Origin of the sequence: Sphingomonas sp. So64.6b (assembly GCF_014171475.1) — a bacterium.
Taxonomy (GTDB): Bacteria; Pseudomonadota; Alphaproteobacteria; order Sphingomonadales; family Sphingomonadaceae; genus Sphingomonas; species Sphingomonas alpina_A.
Window position 1 is genome coordinate 287,450 of sequence record NZ_CP048817.1, and the last position, 17,696, is coordinate 305,145.

The following is a 17,696-nucleotide window of genomic DNA, read 5'->3' on the forward strand; positions in this document are numbered from 1 at the left end:
CCTCCACGAGCGCAGCGCCTGCGGCCCGGCCCCCTCGCTCCTCCCCGTGCCGGGGAGGATTTAGGAAGAAACCATCTCCCACAACGCAATCACCGCCTCGGCCTCGGCGAGATGCAGCCGCTCCACCATCCGCCCCTCGACCCTGAGCGCCCCCTTGTCCGCATTCTCCGGCAGCCCAAACGCCGCCACCACAACCCGCGCCGCCGCCACCTCGGCCTCGCTCGGCGTAAACGCCCGATTGCACACCGCGATCTGCTTCGGATGGATCAACGTCTTCCCATCGAACCCGAACGCCCTGGCCTGCCGGCACTGCGCCTCCAGCCCGGCCTCATCCTCGATAGAGTTATAGACCCCGTCCAAAATCGTCAGCCCATGGGCCCGCGCCGCCGCCACCGACTGCGCCAGGAATCCCAGGAACGGCACCCGCGCCACATCCAGCGTCGCGCGCATTTCCTTGGCCAGGTCGTTGGTCCCCATCACCCACGCCGCCAGCCTTGTGGTCCGCGCCTGCGCCGCGATCTCCTCCAGCCGGAACATCGACCGCGCCGTCTCGATCATCGCCCACAGCCTGGTATGTCCGGGCGCGGCGGCGATCGCCGCATCATAGGCCGCGACCTCCGCCCCATCATTGACCTTTGGCACCAGGATCGCATCCGGCCCGGCAAGCGCCAGCGCGGTCAGGTCGTCCCGCCCCCATGGCGTATCGATCCCGTTCGCCCGCACGATTAGCGCGCGCTGGCCAAACCCGCCCTCACGCACCACCGCCACCGCAGTCTCGCGCGCGGCGACTTTGGCCTCGGGCGCCACCGCATCCTCCAGGTCGAGCACCACCGCATCACACGGCAATTCCCGCGCCTTCTCGATCGCGCGCAGATTGGAGGCGGGCATATACAACAGGCTGCGCAAGGGGCGGGGGCGGGGATGGGGCTGGGTCATAGGGGCCTTAATACCGCTAAAACCGGCTTGGTCGATCCGCTACAACCCCCACCACCGTTCGTTTCGAGCGTAGTCGAGAAACAGGCAACAGGCGCTGCGCACGGTTTCTCGATCTCTCGACTTTGCTCGATAGAACCTTCGCTCGAAACGAATGGCAGAGGCAGGCGCCCGCCAGCCCCCAAAACGCAACACCTCCGCGTCCTCCGCGCCAAACCTCGCCCCGAAACCACCGCCATCATCACGAACCCAATCACTGGACGCCACCCCGATCCCGGTCCTACCATCCGCACAGCACAAAAAGGCAAAAGCCCATGCAGATCAGCCGCCTCGACCCCGTCATCGCGACGCTGCAACCAAGCAACCACCCCTATCTCAACGGCGCCTGGACCCCGCAGCATGAGGAGGTCACCGCCACCGACCTGCACGTGATCGAGGGCGAAATCCCCACCGATCTCGACGGCATCTACCTGCGCAACACCGAAAACCAGCTGCATCAGCCGCTCGGTCGCTACCACCCGTTCGACGGCGACGGCATGATTCATCAGATCGATTTCCGCGCCGGCACGGCCAGCTACCGCAACCGCTGGGTCCGCACCCGCTGCTTCGCGGCGGAGCAGGAGGCGGTCGGCTCGCTCTGGGGCGGCCTTGCCGATCGCGCCGGCACCTCGAAACGCCCCGGCTTCGGCGCGCACGGCTCACTCAAGGACAGCTCCAGCACCGACATCACCGTCCATGCCGGAAAGGCGATCTCGACCTTTTACCAATGCGGCGAAGGGTACATGCTCGACCCCGAAACGCTGGAGCCACTCGGTCTCGCCCCCTGGGTCCCGCTCGACGGCATCTCCGCCCACCCGAAGGTCGATGATCGCACCGGCGAACTGATGTTCTTCAACTATTCGAAACACGCGCCCTACATGCATTACGGCGTGGTCGACCGCGCGGGGAAACTGACCGACTACATCCCCGTGGCGCTGCCCGGCCCGCGCCTGCCGCACGACATGACGTTCAGCGAACACTGGTCGATCGTCAACGACCTGCCCGTCTTCTGGGATGCGGAGCTGTTGAAGCGCGACATCCACGCCGCCCGCCTGCACGACGGCGTGCCCGCCCGCTTCGCGCTGATCCCGCGCCACGGCACCCCGGAGGAAATCCGCTGGTTCGAGGCTACCCCGACCTACATCCTCCACTTCCTCAACGCCTATGAGGATGGCGACGAAGTGGTGATGGATGGCTATTTTCAGGAAAACCCGACGCCCGCGCCGCTGGAGAATGCCGACGGCTATGGCCACCTCATGGCCTATGTCGACGAACACAGCTTCCGCTCGAAACTGCACCGTTGGCGCTTCAACCTGGCCGACGGCACCACGAAGGAGGAACGGCTCGACGACCGCGTGCTCGAATTCGGCATGATCAACCAACGCGTCGCCGGCCGGCGTCATCGTTATATCTACAGCAGCACCTCGAAACCCGGCTGGTTCCTGTTCAACGGTTTCGTCAAACACGACCTCGACACCGGCGAGTCATGGGAAGTGACGCTGGACGAAGGCCGCTACGCCAGCGAAGCCCCGTTCGCGCCAAGGGCGCGCGCGGTGGATGAGGATGACGGCTATCTGGTGAGCTTCGTCACCGATGAGGCGAGAGGCACGTCGGAGTGCATCCTGATCGACTGCAAGCGCTTCAACGATGGGCCGGTGTGTCGGATCGCGCTGCCGCATAAGATTTCCAGCGGGACGCATGCGTGTTGGGCGGAGCGGGGAATTGAGTAACAGAGCGCTGCCCTGTGAACGATTTGGCTGCACATCAGGATTGCCCTCATATTTGAACATTGCGTGCTTAGCCGATATGGCAAGGCGGGGCGTCGAATGGGGCCGTATCATTTTTTCGTAGGGTAGCTTTTTTGATGCGCTGCCAAGGGGAACAGTATGGAAATGGGCGACATTCCGCTCAAGCAGGCGTGTCGGGTGCCTGTCGAGTGGCTACAATTCGATCCTATCAATCCCCGGTTCACGCCGGACGCTGACGTCGATGGCGGCAGCGACGTCGCTGTTATACGCTTTCTGAACAGGCACGCCGACCTCGGCGAACTGCTTCAATCGATTGCGAACAGCGGCTATGTTGACATCGAACCGTTGATCGTTCTGATTGATGGCGGGAAGCTCATTGTTCTCGAAGGCAATCGGCGGCTGGCCGCATTGAAGCTTTTTCTTGCGCCCGAATTGGCAGGGCAAGCCGACGTATCTCTTCCGCACGTAGATGCTGCAAAGTTGGCGGTGATGGGGCAGGTAACGGTTTATCGTGTCGCTAATCGCGATGAAGCGCGCGACTTCATTGGGTTCAAGCATATCAACGGTCCTCACCGTTGGGATAGTTTGGCCAAGGGGCAGTTCGCTGCCAATTGGTTCAAGGCCGAGCGTGAGAATGGACTATCTCTCGCCGACATCGCGGCACGTATGGGAGACCGGCACGATACGATACAGCGCATGGTCGCGGGCGTTTATGTGCTGGAGCAGGCAACATCTGCGGGGTTATTCGAAGTTGAGGATCGGTATCCCGGCAGGCCGTTCTCCTTCTCGCATTTGTACACCGCTCTGACCCGCCCCGGATACCGGCAGTTTCTCGGCCTCAATGAAAGCTGGCGGGCCGAAGACCCCGTTCCGAACCCCGTACCAGAAGAAAAATTACCACAATTAAAACAGGTAATGGTTTGGCTGTACGGGTCCAAGCTCGATGAAGTTCGGCCTGTCGTCACTTCCCAAAATCCGCACGTTAAGCAACTCGCGGAGGTTCTAGCAAAACCAAAAGCACGCGCCATTATGATGGCAACCAATAACTTGAACGTCGCATATCAGGAGGTGGATACCGAAGTTGCGCAGTTCGAGCGGTCCCTCGTAGAGGCGCACCAAGCAGTTGAACAGGTGCTAAAGAAGGTCAGTTCTTACGACGGAACGGATGAAAGTCTCTATCAGATCGCAAATGAGATGCAGAAAAATACAAAAAATATTTATCTCATTATGGATGTGGCGTATAATGACGCCAAGACCAATCTGTGAGCCTAGACAACAGGCTTTCAAGCCCCAACGTAGATATGTCGAATCGTATTCAGGCCGATTGGCTTGAACTTGTCGCGTATTATTCTGATTACGGTGTGGCGGCGCTTGACGTTCTCATTTCACAACTTGAAATGGAAGCGGATCGAGAGAATGAAGATACGTCGGAAGATGACGAGTTCGTCGAGGACACCAAGCTTGGTGTAATCGGCGAGGTAGAGCGTCGAGCGCAGATTTTGGGTCAGGCGTACCCTTTTGCGATGAGCGCAGACGGTGCGCAACTGCGAATGGTTTTCGATGGGAGTGTGGGGCAAGCGATATACCTGTTCTCGCTAATCATGGCTCACGCACGCGGTAGCGCCCTAGTCACTGAAGACTTGCAGCCATCGGCAGCGACCCTCGTTACGGCGCGAGACGTTTTTCAAATCTGCGCGACATTAGGCGCTGCGGGACGGACTGGTGGCCCCGCATTTTCCGTTGGCTGGCCGCGAGCGGACAAAACCGGCTTTCTCGAAAAGTTGAAAGAGATTTGGGCGCAGTTCGGCGACGGCTTGCCGCATGACGTTGCACCGGACCACGCACCTGAGTCTGTCAAAGATGCAGGGATTGACGTTTTGTCGTGGTTTCCGGAGGCTGACGGACAGCCGGGTCATGGCTTTGTGCTAGGTCAAGTTGCTTCAGGGGCAAACTGGAAGGACAAGAGCATAAGGCCGGACATTGAACAATTCATGGCTCTATGGTTTCAAACGCAACCCGTAAGTCATCCCCACCCAATAATGTTCATCCCGTTTTTACTTGATCCTTATCTTATGTTAAATCAAACTCCCCGGCACGGTTACATACTGGATCGCGGTCGCTTGCCGGCATATGCGGCAAAAGCGTTTGATGTCGTCGCGGCAGGCGTTGGGCCGGTCGAGCGATTGGATGAGGCAGTGCGCATCCAGAATTGGCTTCGCGATCAGCGTGCAGAGTTGGTGCAACGGTGGGCGGCATGAGGCATCGGCTCCACGCGCTTTGTCCATATTTTGCAATGTTTCCCGAGACTTTCGTGCAGAAGCACCTCGCGTGGTCGAAGCCGGGAGAACTCGTATTTGACCCTTTTAGTGGGCGAGGAACCACTGTTTTCGAGGCAGTGCTTAATGATCGCCGGGCCGCAGCCTGTGACACCAACCCCGTCGCGGCCTGTGTCTCTCGAGCGAAAGTCAACGCCCCTCCGATTGACGCTTTGTTGGCGCGATTGAACGAACTTCAGCGCCTGCCAATTGCCCACTACGAGAAAGTCGATAAAACGGACTTTTTCTTGCTATGCTTTCATGAGGAAACTTACGACGAATTAATGCACCTTCGTGTCAATCTCGACTGGCAAAATGACCCGGTAGATTGTTTTCTGGCAGCAGCTTCTTTGGGCCTCCTTCACGGGGAAAGCCATCGTAGCCCTCGTTACTTTAGCAACAGGATGCCGAGAACAATCAGCACAAAGCCCGATTATTCGGTTAGATGGTGGACGAAAAATAACTGCCTCCCGCCGCGACGCGATGTGTTTGAGCTCTTGCGCACGGAAATTGACTATCGCTACGTTACGCCACCACCATCCAACTCTGGACGAGTGCTGCACATAGACGCTCGTGAAGCATCTGCGCAGTTTCCCGAATATAAAGGAGAGGTTGCGCTTGTAATAACTTCGCCGCCCTATCTCGACACGACCAATTTTGCGGAAGACCAGTGGCTACGTCTTTGGTTTTTGGGCGGCGCAGAGCGCCCAAACTCGTCACTTGGCGTTGATGACCGCTATATCCGGCGCGAAGAATATTGGGGGTTTTTACGGGAGGTATGGGCCGGAATGGCGGATATGATGCGCAGCGAAGCTCGTGTGATTGTTCGAATGGGCGGAAGCAAACTTAACTATGACGAAACCACGGAAGGGTTGGAGAAATCGCTATTGCTCGGGCTGGGTAAAAAGGTTTCTCTTGTTGAAAAACGCGTTTCTGACATCACTGGCGGTCAGCTTAGATCCTTTCGTCCAAATGCTGCCGGAACAAAAGTGGAGTACGATTATCATTTTGCGATAAGCTAGACGAGTCAAGGCAAAGTCATACGTGACTCTGCGCATGTGACCTAAGGAGAGGGAACGGCAAGCGTGCCATACGGGGCCACGTGACCACTACTTTACTATCTTACGAGTTCTATTACTCGGAATTATTGTGACAGGCTACTCAATCTCTAAAATCAATCCCCATTTTCTTTCGACTACCGGAAAACTGCAATTATCGGCAGTGACGCGTTTATTATGATATCCGCTTCGACGGGCACCCCTAATCTCAGTCTATATTAATGCACCATCTCCGAGTATCCTCGCAGGCCGCCACAAACCACTACGGTCGAACCTCACCCTCATCCATGCTACGGCACACCCGAAACGATCGGAGCGCATATCAATGCGGGTTCTCACCATCGCCGCCGCCATTCTCCTGTCCGTCCCCATTCCCGCCGCCGCGCAACGCGCCCCGGCCTCGCGTCTCACCGACGCGCAACTCAATGACTCGCTCGAACTGGGGCAGGAGATCGAAAGCCGCGTCGATGGCGACCTGAACGGCGACGGGCTGATCGACACGGCCTATGTCGCGGGCAGCCCGGACGCGCGCACCGTGACGGTGCTGATCGCGCAACGCCCCGGCGCGAAGACGCCCTTTCGGTCGATCGGCGACCTGAAGCTCGAACCGTCGCCGCTCGGCCCGGCCACGGTGTCGATCGCCAAAGGCGTGCTCAAGGTCGAGGATCTGACCGGCGGCGGCACCGCGATTTCCGCCATCTATCGCTTTCGTATCGATCCGGGGCAGGGGAAAGGGCAGGGGCGCATGCGGCTGATCGGGCTCGACGCGACGCTCTACAGCCGCACCTACGCCCATGACGGTTATGAGATGAGCTGGAACCTGCTGACCAGCGACATCGTGACGCGCGACCTGCGCCTCAACAAGGGCGGCGGCGATGCGGCCTATGACAAGGTCTTCGAACATCGCTCCAGGCGGCCGAGCAAGCCGCTCTATATGGAGGATACCCCCGACCCCGAAATGATCATGGTCGATCTGCGCAAGCGCTAGGTTTGGATCCTAAGTCAGGCGGTGCTTGATCAATCGCCTCGCGCCATGTCTATTCCGGTCATGCCCGTCTTCAAATTCCTTCTCGCCGCGCTCGCGCTGACCCTTGCCACGCCATGCGCCGCCGGGCCGGTGGAGGATCGTGCCGCGATCCTCGCGGTGGTCGCGCGGATGGAGTCGGCGTGGAACCGCGGCGATTTCCGCGGCTATATGGCGGGGTTCCAGAATCCCGATGTGGTGTTCGTTTCCGGCGGCAAGTTTCAGGACGGGTGGCAGGGGACGCTCGACCATTATGTCCGTGACTATGGCGCGTCGCCCGCGACGCGCGGCACGCTGCATTTCTACGACATGAAGGTCGAACTGCTCGCGCCCGACGCGGCGATGCTGGTCGGCCGCTATCATCTCGAACGCCCGGTCCGCGCAGCCGAAGGGGTCAATACCCGGCTGTTCCGCAAGATCGGTGGTGAGTGGCTGATCACGCTCAACCATGTCTCGGCCTATGACGTGGCGCCCGCGCCTACTTCCCCGGCGCCTCCGTCCGTGCCAGCAGCGCCGTCAGGTCGTCCCGCCAATTGACCGCCCATGTATGGGTGCCGTGGCCATGCGTATCGTCGGTCTCGGGGATCAGGCGGAACCGCGCATCCTTCATCCGCGCGACTGCCCGCACCGGATAATCGAGATTGCGCGGGTTGATGAAATCATCGGCCGAATTGATCCAGGTCAGCGGCGCAGTGATCGCCTCCAGCTTCGGCCAGGGATTATAGCTGCGCGAGGCATCGACCTGGTAGATCAGGTCATTGGCGTCGGTCCCCGCGATCGACTTCGCGACACGCTCCTGCGCAAAGGCCGCCGCCTTGTCGCGATCGGGATAGAGTTTCTGCAAATTGACCGGCGCCGCGCCGGCGATGAACAACAGCGTCGCCGCGGTGCGCAGGCCCTGCACCGGCGGCGCGGTATAATCCCCCCCGCTCCACGCCGGATCGGCCTTGATCCCGTCGATCAGCAATTGCCGCCACATGCGGTTGAGCCCGGCCAGTTCGACCGGCTCGCACGCCAGCGGCATCAGCGCGCGGGCGAAGTCGGGATGCGTCTCGCCCCACACCAGGCTGTGCATGCAGCCCATCGACGTGCCCATGATCAACCGCATGCGCCGGATGCCGAGCCCGTCGCTCAGCAGGCGATATTGCGCCGCGACCATGTCGTCATAATCATAGCGCGGGAAACGCATGTGCAGCCCGTCGGACGGCTTGGACGATTTTCCATGCCCGATATTGTCGGGCAGGATGATCCAGTAGCGCGTGATGTCGAGCGGCTGACCCGGACCGTATAACTGGTCGGCGAATTGCGGTGAGAGGAACTGCTGCCCGGTGCCGCCGGTGCCGTGCAGCACCATCACCGCATTGTCGATCTGCCCCCGTGCGTCACGATGCGGCTTGCCGAGCGTGGTGTAATGCAGCTTCAGATCGGGCAGCGTCTCCCCCGATGCGAAGTGGAAATCCCTGATATGGAAATCCGCTTCGGCGGTCGGCCATTTGCTGGTCGGTGCGGGCGCCGGCGAGGCGCTGATCGGCAACGCCGCGGGTGTTGCCTGAGGGGCGGCGGCGGTCTGCGCGGCGAGCAGAAGAAGGGCTGCGATCATCCGCCAGTTCTACCCTTTGCGGGCTTGCCTGCCAAGCCGCCCGTGGTTCAATCCGACAGCTCATGATGCCGGTATCGTGCTTACGGGCAAGGCAATCCGGACGGCCCTTTCTTCATGAACCAGACCGAGGAAGGCACGCTGTTTCGTCGGAAAACAGCGGCGGTCCGCTTGCGGTTATGGAAACGGCGCCCCGCTCTGCAGTCGCACTGAAACCAGGGGCTAAACCTGGCGTTTGCGAACTGACCATACGAAGCTGTCGTACCAGAAATGGAGCAGTGAGCAGGCGACAAACGGCGCGGCAAACACTTTGGCGCTGCCCGCGGCGGCGGCATATCCAATCCGAATACCATGCGGATCGTGGCTTGCGCGCAAATTCAGCGCTTCTCGAAATTCCGCTTCGCCGAACGCTGGATGCCGATCACCCGCCATTGATCGAAGGTGCGGCAGATCATCTTGCGGCTCGGCTTGTCGTAAAGGCACACGACACGATCCCCCGGCACCGCCGATGTCGATCCCATGATCTCGCGAGGCATTTGCCCAGGGGCGGGCGCTGATGAGGAGAACTGCCCCGACTTGTCCTGCGCCGACGCGGCCAGGCACGGCGTCGCCGACATCGACAGCATCCAGCCGCCAGAGCGAAGAAACAAACGAGACATCCCCGTATCTTAGTGCTTCAAAGCAGTGACGCCATAAGTTCATCGAATCTTCACCATCTTTGCCGGATTTCAGGGGGCGCGCGTGCGGCAGGTCGGAATGGAACTGCCATTCGCTTTCAGGAACGGGATCGACCCGGTTCATAGGCCGCGAGGAAGACCCGAATAGCGGCGCCGACATGGGCGTCCCTTTTGGCGGAGGTCATGCTTGCCCCCTCATCGCCATAGAACATCGCTCGGTTGACCGGCTCACCCATGATCAACCAGTTGAATTGTGTTGCCGCGACCAATGGATCGTCGACCGTCAGCAATCCGCGCTGAGCCCAGCGCTCTAATACCGTCGCCAGGCCGCTGATCGCCCGACCCGGCCCACCTTCGTATAGCGCCTTGCCCAGCTCCGGAAATCGCATTGCCTCCCCGATCACGAGCCGGCGAAGCTGCAGCAACTGCGGTGTGAGCGCGATCGTCAACAATCGATCGGCATGCCCGCGAAGCTCGTCCGCCATCTCCGCCGCGTCTGCGGGGTCCTCCATTCCCGTCTGGACCCGGTCGGAAGCGTGGCCGGTCAGGCTCTGCACGATCCCAACGAACAACGCCTCCTTGCTCGCGAATTGCTTGTAGACGGTCTGCTTCGAAACCGACGCGAGCGACGCGACCTCGTCCATGCTCGTGCCGAGAAAGCCCTGGCGCAGGAACAATGTCGTCGCCGCATCCAGGATCGTGCGCCGTTTGGATTCCGTTCGGCCCAGGTTTTCGACCGTCGTTTCACTCATCGCTCAATCCTCGTGCGGCCGCATCACCTTGACAGCCAGTTATATCGATCAGTACTATACGGTCTAGTTCTAAAACGGCCGCATAGATCGGAGATTATCATGAGCAGTCGTGGCGAGGGACAAAAAGCGGCATGCCGATGCGGGCATGTGAGTTTCGATGTCGCTGGCCCACCGATCCTGCACACCAAATGCTATTGCGACAGCTGCCGCACCGCAGGACAAGCCTTCGCGGAGGCTGCCGACGGAAACTCGGTTGTCGACGATGACGGCGGCACCGACCTCGTTCTTTACCGCAAGGATCGCATCGGATTTATCGGCGGCGGCGACCAGTTGCGCGACCATCGGCTCAAACCGGAATCGCCGACCCGGCGAATGGTCGCCGCGTGCTGCGGGGCACCGATGTTTCTGGAATTCACCAAAGGGCATTGGCTGAGCGTCTACGCCGATCGTCTGTCGGCGCCCGTGGCGGCGCTGGATATGCGGGTCATGACCGCCGACCGACCGGAAGGGCCGGCACTTCCCGACGACGTCCCCAAACATGCCAAATACCCCGCCCGCTTCATGCTGAAACTGCTCGGCGCATGGGCGAAGATGGGTTTCCGCAAGCCCAAGGTCGCATGGTAACCCCACCCGGGAAGAGTGCGACGGAGAACACCAATGTCGCCGGCCGCGCCTCATGCTGGTCGATGCGAACAATTATCAGGGCCACCGTCATTCCCGCGAAAGCGGGAATCCCGCTTCTTCTTCTGGCTGCAATTGTGGGGACACCAATTGTGGGGACACCACTAATTGTGGGGACACCAATTGTGGGGACACAATACTAATCTCGTGGGAGGTGATTTCCCTGACGTACGAATATATCAATAAGATATTGATATATAATAATATTTCACGCGGTGGCTTGCTTGCGCGCCGCGCCGCCCGCGCCCGTTGAGTACCGTGCTCGCGCGCACCAAAGATATACAACAACCGGTGTCCCATATCTCCCCTCGCTCTTCACCCAGCGCCTCGATTCAAACGCCGTTCAACCGCCGCTATCTCGCCCGGCATGGAAACGCGTCCCTCGACCTTCAAACCCGCTTATGTCCGTCAGGCGAAGGAGCTTTACGCGCAGGGCCTGACCGATCGCGAGCTTGCCGCGGCATTCGGTGTCTCGCGTAGCACCATCTTCCGCTGGCGCGCCGCTTATCCTGAGTTCGCCGAGGCGACAAAGCTTGGCAAAGACGTTGCCGACGATCGCGTCGAACGCGCGCTGTACGAACGCGCGATCGGTTATGAAGAGGAAGCGGTCCGCGTCTATCACCCGGCGGACGCCGAGGAGCCGGTGATCGTGCGCTACCAGCGCGAGGTCCGCCCCGATGTCACCGCTGCGCTGCAATGGATGCGCGCTCGCCGCCCCGGTATCTGGGCTCGCCCCATGCCGCCGCCTGAGGAGGATACAAACTGGGCCGAGGAAATGCGCCGGGCGGCAGAGCGGATCGGCGACCAGGCATTGCCTGAATTCCGTGCGGCATACTGTGCTCCGGCCCGCGAATAAGCGAGCGGTCGGCGCCGCCCTGACGCCTTCTCGGGCTCGGCGGCACCGGCCCGACGTCGGCCGGAGAGACTATACCCTCACGCGCCGTCCCGCTCTTTCTTATGACTGGCAAACACAGCCGACGGCGCGCCGCCGCCGTCGCGGGCGAAACCCGTTCCTTTGCCTATTTCGGCTTCACGAACTTCAACGTCATCCGGTCACTCTCGCCGATCGCCGCATAACGCGCGCGGTCGGCATCGCCTTCCTCATAGGTCGGCGGCAGCGTCCACACGCCCTTGGGGTAATCATGCGTGTCCTTCGGGTTGGCGTTGATCGCGCTCTCGGCGACCAGCTTGAACCCCGCCTTGGTCGCATAGGCGATCACCGAGGATTGCTTCATATAACCGCTCTTGCCTTCCTCGACCCCGACCTGGTCCTCGGGCAGGCGATGCTCCTCCACGCCAAGCGTGCCGCCGGGCTTGAGCATCGCGAACATCTGGTCGAACGCGGCTTGCGTCTTGTCGGTCTCGCCGAAGCGCCAGTTATGCACGTTGCGGAACGTCAGCACCGCATCGGCCGTGCCCGCCGGCACTGCGGTCGCGCCCGCGCCATCGGGGAAGATCGCGTATTTGACCGTGCGATAGGCTTCGGGTTGCAGCGCTTGCTTGGCCTTGACCGCGACCATGCCCTTCTCGCTCGCAGCAGCGACATAAAGCGTGCCCTTGCCGCTGAGATAGGGTGCGAGGATTTCGGTATACCACCCGCCGCCCGGCCAGATCTCGATCACCGTGTCGGTCGGCTTGACCCCGAAAAAGGCCAGCGTCTCGGCCGGGTGACGATATTGGTCGCGCGCGACGTTCGCCGTCGAGCGCGTCGTCGCCTTGGTCGCCGCAATCAGCGCCGCGCCGGGCGTGGCATCCTGTGCCGGGGCGCTGGTGGCAAGCGTACTGGCGCTAATCATCATAACGGCGGCGAAAACGGGCAGAGTGCGCATCGGGCATCCTTCTGTCGGGGTTATGGTCTGACGGCGCGCGCGCCGCTTCCTGACAAAGGGGTACGCGATGTTGCCGCTCAAATCCAAGTGAGCAATTGTTGCTGGCGGATCATTGGCCACCCGCCAGGGTTCGAGCTGAATCGATCCACTCCCTCCGTTCGCCCTGAGCTTGTCGAAGGGCCGTCCTTCTTCTGCTGCCTCTGTCACAGGAAAGAACGGGGCTTCGACAAGCTCAGCCCGAACGGAAGGGGTGATTCCACCCAAACCAACGCTGCGCTAGCCCTCCCGCGCCGCCGCGCCACCCAGAGCCGCCGCGCGGATCGCCGGCCAGTCCTCCAGCCCCCACGCCGCCGCGCTCTCCACCGCCATCACCCGGTCGTGCCGCGTGTCGACATCGCGCCAGGCGATGCGCCGTCCGGTCGACGCGCAGTAAAAGGCGCGGACCATTGGGTTCATCGGGTCGACCTCGGGCCGGTCGCCCGCCACCACGCCGAGCCGCTGGCTGTCGAGCCGGACCAGCGACCCGACCGGAAACGCGCCCAGCGTGGGCACGAAGACCGACAGCAATTGCCGGTCGAAATGGCCCGACGATCCCATCATCCACTCGATCGCCTCGCCCGCCGACCAGGCGCGCTTGTACGATCGTTGCGAGGTCACCGCGTCGTACACGTCGCAGATCGCCGCCATCCGCGCATAAAGGCTGAGAGTGTCGATCGTCTTGCCATACGGGTAACCGCGGCCGTCGATCCGCTCGTGATGGTTCAGGCATACATCGATCACCAGCGGCGATATGCCTTCGGTCCGCGACAATATCTCGACCCCGCGCTCGGTGTGCGATTTGACCAGCCGGAATTCGTCATTGGTCAGCGCGCCTGCCTTATCGAGCAGCAAATTGGGGATGCGCGCCTTGCCGATATCGTGGAGCAGCCCGGCCAGCCCGATCTCATGCACCACCGCTTCGTCCAGGTTGAGCTGCCGCGCAAACGCGATCATCAACCCGCACACCGCGACCGAATGGACATAGGTATATTCGTGACGCCGCTTCAGCCGCGTGACGATCGGCACCGCAACGGGATCGCGCGCGATCGATGCGGTGATCGCGGAGATGATCGGGGTCAGCGCGCGCAGGTCGATCGGCCGGCCCTCCGCCGCGGCCGCCATCGCCCCCTCGATCGCCACCACGCCTTCGGCCACCACCGCCACCGCGCGCGACCGCTCCGTCCGCCAGTCGCCGGGCTTGGCTTTCAGGTGCAGCGCCGGGCGGCTGACCGCTGGCACAGCCGCGCGTTTGCCCGGCAACCGCGCGACCGCAATGACGGGGCCACGCCAATCCTCCGCGATCAGCCGATCGGCGACGCGCGGCAACGGCTCCGCACCGGCGGCGTTGTCCGCCATCGGTGTTGCCCGCTCACGATCGTCGCGATGGTCCCGCATCGTCCCCATATCCACCACGGTATCGGCGATGAGGTTAAGGAGGCGTGTGGGGTTTGGAAAAAAGCAGCCAGTAAAGTCTGTTAGGATCGTCGAGCTTAGAAACCTGCGCTGATTCAAACTTGCGGGTGAGGCTATATTGAGTGCCGCTTCACTGGCTTCGACGCCGGTACCGGGAGCAGTCCATTGGCCGCCTTTTTCAAGATGCCCCTGAATGTCGGGCAATCCATATGGTGCGCCGCCGGGCAGGCCGCGGCATGACGCAGCCCGTCGCGCATCGCCTTCAACCGCCGGATATCGCCGTCCAGTTCGTCCGCTTTGTCGGTCAGTTTCGCCCGGTCGATCGCCGGCCGGCCTTCGCCGGTGACCATCTCGCCGATCTCGTCCAGCGCGAACCCCGCCGCCCGGCCCAGCGCGATCAGCGCGAGTCGCTCCAGCACGCCGGGGTCGAACAGCCGCCGGAGGCCACGCCGCCCGATCGAAACGATCAGGCCTTTTTCCTCATAATAACGGATCGTCGATGCGCGCAGGCCGGAGCGCCGCGACACCTCGTTTATGTCCAGATCTTTCATGCTTGACCTCAAGTCGACTTGAAGTCGTACAATGACCATCGCACGACATTAGGCAAGCCAGAGGATGTGTTTATGGAACAGCAATCGCCCGTGATTCCGGGGCAGGCCAATCAGGCCCAGTCCGCTTTATGGAACGACCGCGCCGGCCGGACCTGGGCGGAACTCAACACCATGCTCGACGACTTGCTGCGCCCGGTGCAGGATCTGCTCGTCGAACAGGTGGCGACCGCGCCGGCCAGCCGCGTGCTCGATGTCGGTTGCGGTGGCGGCGGCACCACGCTGGCGGTCGCGCGGCATCTCGCGCCCGACCATGAATGCTTGGGCATCGACATCTCGGCGCCGCTGATCGCCGCTGCCGGTGCGCGCGCGGCTGCCGCGGGGCTGGACCGGGTCCGCTTCCTCCGCGCCGATGCCCAGACTCATGATTTCGCCGGCGCCCGTTTCGACACGATCCTCTCGCGCTTCGGCGTCATGTTCTTCGACGATCCCGTGGCGGCCTTCGCCAATCTGCGCCGCGCGGCGCTGCCCGGCGCCCGGCTCGTCTTCGCCGCCTGGCGCGGCGCGGCCGACAATCCCTTCATGACCACCGCCGAAACCGCCGCGGCGTCAGTGATCTCGACCATCCCGCCGCGCGGCGCAGACGGCCCCGGCCAGTTCGCCTTTGCCGACCCGGCTTATGTGCGCGACATCCTGACCCGCAGCGGCTGGACCGCGATCGACATCCGGCCGGTCGATCCCGTCTGTCATTTGCCGGAACGCGATCTGATGACCTATGCCACGCGGCTCGGGCCGGTCGGTCTGCTGCTGCAGGATCTGGCGGTGGAGGATCGGGCTCAGGTGATCGCGGCGATCCGCGCCGCCTTCGCCCGCTATGTGCATGGCGACGATGTGCGCTTCACCGCCGCTTGCTGGCTGGTTACCGCGCGCGCCTGACGGGGCAGCGCGCTCGGCGCCTCCGGTGCGGCAAGCGTTTGTGTCGTGCCGCTCCTCGCGATAGGGCGGTTCGATGCGGGGCAAGACAATCACCAGGAGTCCGGTCGCAACCATCTCGCCCGAGATGCGGCTGGTCGCGGCATGCTGTCGCTGGCCGGCGACGCCCGCGCGCGACGCGGCAGTGCGGGCCGCCGCCGGTGACGTGGACTGGCCGCGCTTCCTGAAGCTGGTGGGTCGGCATCGGGTGATCGGCCTGGCTTATGCTGGCCTGTCCTCGGCCGGCGTGACCCTGCCCGGGAATGGCGCCCGCTGGCTGATGACTCGCGTTGCGCAGATGGCCGAGCAGAACAGGATCCTGGGGGCGGAATCGGCGCGCCTGCAATCTCTGCTCGACGCAGCGGGGATCCCGTCACTGCTGGTCAAGGGTGCGCCGCTCGCCGAGCTCGCTTATGGGTCGCTCGCGATCAAGCACGCCAAGGATATCGACTTGCTGGTACGCCCGGTCGATCTGGCTGCCGCGCTCGCGCTGGTGCGGGGCGATGGCTATGAGCTTTGGCTGCCGGCCAGGGAATTGACCGAACGCCAGCTTGGCGATGTCATGCGTCACAGCCGCGACATCGCGCTGATCAATCCCGATCGCCACGTGCAGCTCGAACTTCACTGGGGCCTGACCGACAATCCGCGTATGCTCGCCGGGCTCGGTGCAACGGCCGAGACGCAAGCGGTGACGCTCGGCCAGGGCGGACCCAGCGTGCGCACGCTCGCGCGCGACGATCTGTTCGCCTATCTCTGCGTCCATGGCGCGGCGCATGGCTGGATCAGGTTGAAATGGCTCGCCGACGTCGCCGCGCTCGCCGCTCAACTCCCAGAGGTGGAAATCGAGCGATTGTACCGTGCTTCGGTCGAGCGCGGCGTAGGACATTGCGCGGCACAGGCTCTGCTCCTGTCGCAGGCGCTGCTCGGCCTGACATTGCCGGCGGCCCTGGCGGATGAACTGGCTGCCAGCCGCCGCGTGCGCAAGCTGGTCGCTGTCGCACTCGACATCATGACCGGGCCGGGCGCGGAGGCGGAGATTGCCGATCGCCGCTTTGGTCAGGCGCGGCTGATCCGGGCGCGGTTCCTGCTCTCGCGCGACTGGCGCGATCTCGGCGTCAATCTCGTCACGCATATGACCGCGTTGGAGGACGTGCTGGCCGTACCGCTGCCATCACGGTTGCATCTCCTCTACCCTGTGTTGCGCGTGCCGCTATGGATTGGGCGGCGGGCCGGAGTCATCGGCCGCACCAAAAAGGAGGGGAGGGCGGTATGACCGAGTTGCTGACCAGCGAGATGTTCACGCCACATATCGGCAGCGCGTTCGCGGTACGAATGGGCGATCATGCGGATGTGCTGACTCTGGTCGGGGTCGACGAACTGCGGCACCGCGGGCCGGACGTCAGCCGGCCCCCCTTCGCCCTGTCGTTCGTCGGGGCGAGCACCGAAACGCTGTTCGACCAGCAGATGCTCGCGCTCGATCATCCGGTAATGGGCGTGAACGAGATCATGCTGACACCATGCGGGCGCGAAGCCGATCGTCGCTTTCGCTATGAAGCGGTGTTCAACTGAAACACGGCCGCAGCGGGTATCACTCCTTCCGGAAACCATTCCATCAGCCAATAGGGGCCGCGCTGCTCGATCTCCTGGAATCCCTTGCGGTCGTATAAGCGGCGCGCCGGGTTGAAGCCCTCGACATGGATCGATACGCCACGGCCGAGCGCGGCCGCTTCGGTCATCACCTGGTCGAGCAAAGCACCGCCGATCCCCTTGCCCGAAACCTCCGGCAGCAGCGAGATGTCGACGATGCGGTGATCGCGCCGTCCGCGGAACAGATAGAGCCGCCCGACGGCCGCGCCATCGGCCTCGATCACGCTGAATTCGGCGTCGTGATAATGCGTCCGATAATGGCTGCGTTGCATCGAGAATTGCTGCTCGAGGAACGTCTGGCGCATCTCCTCGGGCCACCCCATCGCCTCGACCTCGGGCATGCGGATCGCGACATAGAGGCGGCGGAGGAACGGTTCGTCCTCCGCCCTCTCCGGGCGTAGTGTGAAGTCCGGCGTCGTCAAAG

Annotated in this window: 19 protein-coding genes; 11 read left to right on the top strand and 8 right to left on the bottom strand. The window is 62.4% G+C overall.

From position 1 onward, the window contains the following. Positions 1 to 60: 60 nt before the first annotated feature. Entirely contained in the window at positions 61 to 888 is an 828-nt protein-coding gene (locus G4G27_RS01355; protein WP_275944105.1) for a CoA ester lyase, read from the bottom strand. A 359-nt stretch (positions 889 to 1,247) separates the two neighbouring features. Here G4G27_RS01355 and G4G27_RS01360 point away from each other — a divergent pair, with 359 nt between their 5' ends. From G4G27_RS01360 to G4G27_RS01385, 6 genes are all read left to right on the top strand, one after another. After that, the gene (locus G4G27_RS01360) at positions 1,248 to 2,702 is read left to right on the top strand and encodes a carotenoid oxygenase family protein (RefSeq protein WP_183111446.1); all 1,455 of its coding nucleotides are present in this window, start codon (positions 1,248 to 1,250) and stop codon (positions 2,700 to 2,702) included. A 156-nt stretch (positions 2,703 to 2,858) separates the two neighbouring features. Next, entirely contained in the window at positions 2,859 to 3,986 is a 1,128-nt protein-coding gene (locus G4G27_RS01365; protein WP_183111448.1) for a hypothetical protein, read from the top strand. After that, entirely contained in the window at positions 3,983 to 4,978 is a 996-nt protein-coding gene (locus tag G4G27_RS01370; RefSeq protein ID WP_183111450.1) for a hypothetical protein, read from the top strand. The genes G4G27_RS01365 and G4G27_RS01370 overlap by 4 nt, the downstream gene beginning before the upstream one ends. A 53-nt stretch (positions 4,979 to 5,031) precedes the next feature. Beyond that, on the top strand, positions 5,032 to 6,057 hold the full coding sequence (locus G4G27_RS01375; protein WP_202049647.1) for a hypothetical protein: 1,026 nt from the start codon (positions 5,032 to 5,034) through the stop codon (positions 6,055 to 6,057). Positions 6,058 to 6,418: 361 nt separating this feature from the next. After that, on the top strand, positions 6,419 to 7,081 hold the full coding sequence (locus G4G27_RS01380) for a hypothetical protein (RefSeq protein ID WP_183111453.1): 663 nt from the start codon (positions 6,419 to 6,421) through the stop codon (positions 7,079 to 7,081). Positions 7,082 to 7,141: 60 nt separating this feature from the next. Beyond that, on the top strand, positions 7,142 to 7,654 hold the full coding sequence (locus G4G27_RS01385; protein WP_183111455.1) for a nuclear transport factor 2 family protein: 513 nt from the start codon (positions 7,142 to 7,144) through the stop codon (positions 7,652 to 7,654). Here G4G27_RS01385 and G4G27_RS01390 read toward each other — a convergent pair. The 3 genes from G4G27_RS01390 to G4G27_RS01400 all read right to left on the bottom strand — a co-directional run bounded on the left by G4G27_RS01390 (position 7,596) and on the right by G4G27_RS01400 (position 10,143). Next, positions 7,596 to 8,717, bottom strand: a complete 1,122-nt coding sequence (locus tag G4G27_RS01390) for an alpha/beta fold hydrolase (RefSeq protein WP_183111457.1) — start codon at positions 8,715 to 8,717, stop codon at positions 7,596 to 7,598. The two genes, G4G27_RS01385 and G4G27_RS01390, sit on opposite strands and share 59 nt — an antisense overlap. A 219-nt stretch (positions 8,718 to 8,936) precedes the next feature. Next, a complete protein-coding gene (locus tag G4G27_RS01395; protein ID WP_183111459.1) occupies positions 8,937 to 9,515 on the bottom strand; it encodes a hypothetical protein in 579 nt (192 codons plus the stop codon). Further along, the gene (locus tag G4G27_RS01400; RefSeq protein ID WP_183111461.1) at positions 9,490 to 10,143 is read right to left on the bottom strand and encodes a TetR/AcrR family transcriptional regulator; all 654 of its coding nucleotides are present in this window, start codon (positions 10,141 to 10,143) and stop codon (positions 9,490 to 9,492) included. The genes G4G27_RS01395 and G4G27_RS01400 overlap by 26 nt, the downstream gene beginning before the upstream one ends. 99 nt (positions 10,144 to 10,242) lie before the next feature. On the opposite strand from G4G27_RS01400, the gene G4G27_RS01405 reads away from it, so the two are divergent. Beyond that, positions 10,243 to 10,767, top strand: coding sequence for a hypothetical protein (locus tag G4G27_RS01405; RefSeq protein WP_183111463.1), 525 nt, complete (start codon positions 10,243 to 10,245; stop codon positions 10,765 to 10,767). Positions 10,768 to 11,191: 424 nt separating this feature from the next. Then, the gene (locus tag G4G27_RS01410; protein ID WP_183111465.1) at positions 11,192 to 11,680 is read left to right on the top strand and encodes a helix-turn-helix domain-containing protein; all 489 of its coding nucleotides are present in this window, start codon (positions 11,192 to 11,194) and stop codon (positions 11,678 to 11,680) included. Positions 11,681 to 11,843: 163 nt separating this feature from the next. Here G4G27_RS01410 and G4G27_RS01415 read toward each other — a convergent pair whose 3' ends face one another. The 3 genes from G4G27_RS01415 to G4G27_RS01425 all read right to left on the bottom strand — a co-directional run bounded on the left by G4G27_RS01415 (position 11,844) and on the right by G4G27_RS01425 (position 14,656). Continuing rightward, complete coding sequence (locus G4G27_RS01415; RefSeq protein ID WP_183111467.1) at positions 11,844 to 12,653, bottom strand: class I SAM-dependent methyltransferase; 810 nt, start codon at positions 12,651 to 12,653, stop codon at positions 11,844 to 11,846. 276 nt (positions 12,654 to 12,929) lie between these two features. Beyond that, positions 12,930 to 14,087 carry an HD-GYP domain-containing protein gene (locus tag G4G27_RS01420; RefSeq protein ID WP_183111469.1) on the bottom strand — a complete coding sequence of 386 codons (1,158 nt, stop codon included), beginning with the start codon at positions 14,085 to 14,087 and terminating at the stop codon, positions 12,930 to 12,932. A gap of 131 nt (positions 14,088 to 14,218) precedes the next feature. Then, positions 14,219 to 14,656 carry a helix-turn-helix domain-containing protein gene (locus G4G27_RS01425; protein ID WP_183111471.1) on the bottom strand — a complete coding sequence of 146 codons (438 nt, stop codon included), beginning with the start codon at positions 14,654 to 14,656 and terminating at the stop codon, positions 14,219 to 14,221. Positions 14,657 to 14,728: 72 nt separating this feature from the next. On the opposite strand from G4G27_RS01425, the gene G4G27_RS01430 reads away from it, so the two are divergent. The 3 genes from G4G27_RS01430 to G4G27_RS01440 all read left to right on the top strand — a co-directional run bounded on the left by G4G27_RS01430 (position 14,729) and on the right by G4G27_RS01440 (position 17,194). Continuing rightward, the gene (locus G4G27_RS01430) at positions 14,729 to 15,589 is read left to right on the top strand and encodes a class I SAM-dependent methyltransferase (protein ID WP_183111473.1); all 861 of its coding nucleotides are present in this window, start codon (positions 14,729 to 14,731) and stop codon (positions 15,587 to 15,589) included. 73 nt (positions 15,590 to 15,662) lie between these two features. Then, a complete protein-coding gene (locus G4G27_RS01435) occupies positions 15,663 to 16,898 on the top strand; it encodes a nucleotidyltransferase family protein (RefSeq protein ID WP_183111474.1) in 1,236 nt (411 codons plus the stop codon). Then, positions 16,895 to 17,194: a hypothetical protein gene (locus tag G4G27_RS01440; protein WP_183111476.1), complete on the top strand. Its 300-nt coding sequence runs from the start codon at positions 16,895 to 16,897 to the stop codon at positions 17,192 to 17,194. The genes G4G27_RS01435 and G4G27_RS01440 overlap by 4 nt, the downstream gene beginning before the upstream one ends. On the opposite strand, the gene G4G27_RS01445 is transcribed toward G4G27_RS01440, so the two are convergent. Then, positions 17,173 to 17,694 carry a GNAT family N-acetyltransferase gene (locus G4G27_RS01445; protein WP_183111478.1) on the bottom strand — a complete coding sequence of 174 codons (522 nt, stop codon included), beginning with the start codon at positions 17,692 to 17,694 and terminating at the stop codon, positions 17,173 to 17,175. The two genes, G4G27_RS01440 and G4G27_RS01445, sit on opposite strands and share 22 nt — an antisense overlap. Positions 17,695 to 17,696: the final 2 nt, after the last annotated feature.

Bases quoted from the DNA above. Each gene is read 5' to 3' on its own strand.
- G4G27_RS01425 (WP_183111471.1), bottom strand. From the start codon at position 14,656: ATGAAAGATCTGGACATAAACGAGGTGTCGCGGCGCTCCGGCCTGCGC.
- G4G27_RS01380 (WP_183111453.1), top strand. From the start codon at position 6,419: ATGCGGGTTCTCACCATCGCCGCCGCCATTCTCCTGTCCGTCCCCATT.
- G4G27_RS01385 (WP_183111455.1), top strand. From the start codon at position 7,142: ATGCCCGTCTTCAAATTCCTTCTCGCCGCGCTCGCGCTGACCCTTGCC.
- G4G27_RS01395 (WP_183111459.1), bottom strand. From the start codon at position 9,515: ATGAACCGGGTCGATCCCGTTCCTGAAAGCGAATGGCAGTTCCATTCC.
- G4G27_RS01405 (WP_183111463.1), top strand. From the start codon at position 10,243: ATGAGCAGTCGTGGCGAGGGACAAAAAGCGGCATGCCGATGCGGGCAT.
- G4G27_RS01410 (WP_183111465.1), top strand. From the start codon at position 11,192: ATGGAAACGCGTCCCTCGACCTTCAAACCCGCTTATGTCCGTCAGGCG.
- G4G27_RS01355 (WP_275944105.1), bottom strand. From the start codon at position 888: ATGCCCGCCTCCAATCTGCGCGCGATCGAGAAGGCGCGGGAATTGCCG.
- G4G27_RS01430 (WP_183111473.1), top strand. From the start codon at position 14,729: ATGGAACAGCAATCGCCCGTGATTCCGGGGCAGGCCAATCAGGCCCAG.
- G4G27_RS01435 (WP_183111474.1), top strand. From the start codon at position 15,663: ATGCGGGGCAAGACAATCACCAGGAGTCCGGTCGCAACCATCTCGCCC.
- G4G27_RS01400 (WP_183111461.1), bottom strand. From the start codon at position 10,143: ATGAGTGAAACGACGGTCGAAAACCTGGGCCGAACGGAATCCAAACGG.
- G4G27_RS01440 (WP_183111476.1), top strand. From the start codon at position 16,895: ATGACCGAGTTGCTGACCAGCGAGATGTTCACGCCACATATCGGCAGC.
- G4G27_RS01420 (WP_183111469.1), bottom strand. From the start codon at position 14,087: ATGCGGGACCATCGCGACGATCGTGAGCGGGCAACACCGATGGCGGAC.
- G4G27_RS01365 (WP_183111448.1), top strand. From the start codon at position 2,859: ATGGAAATGGGCGACATTCCGCTCAAGCAGGCGTGTCGGGTGCCTGTC.
- G4G27_RS01415 (WP_183111467.1), bottom strand. From the start codon at position 12,653: ATGCGCACTCTGCCCGTTTTCGCCGCCGTTATGATGATTAGCGCCAGT.
- G4G27_RS01360 (WP_183111446.1), top strand. From the start codon at position 1,248: ATGCAGATCAGCCGCCTCGACCCCGTCATCGCGACGCTGCAACCAAGC.
- G4G27_RS01390 (WP_183111457.1), bottom strand. From the start codon at position 8,717: ATGATCGCAGCCCTTCTTCTGCTCGCCGCGCAGACCGCCGCCGCCCCT.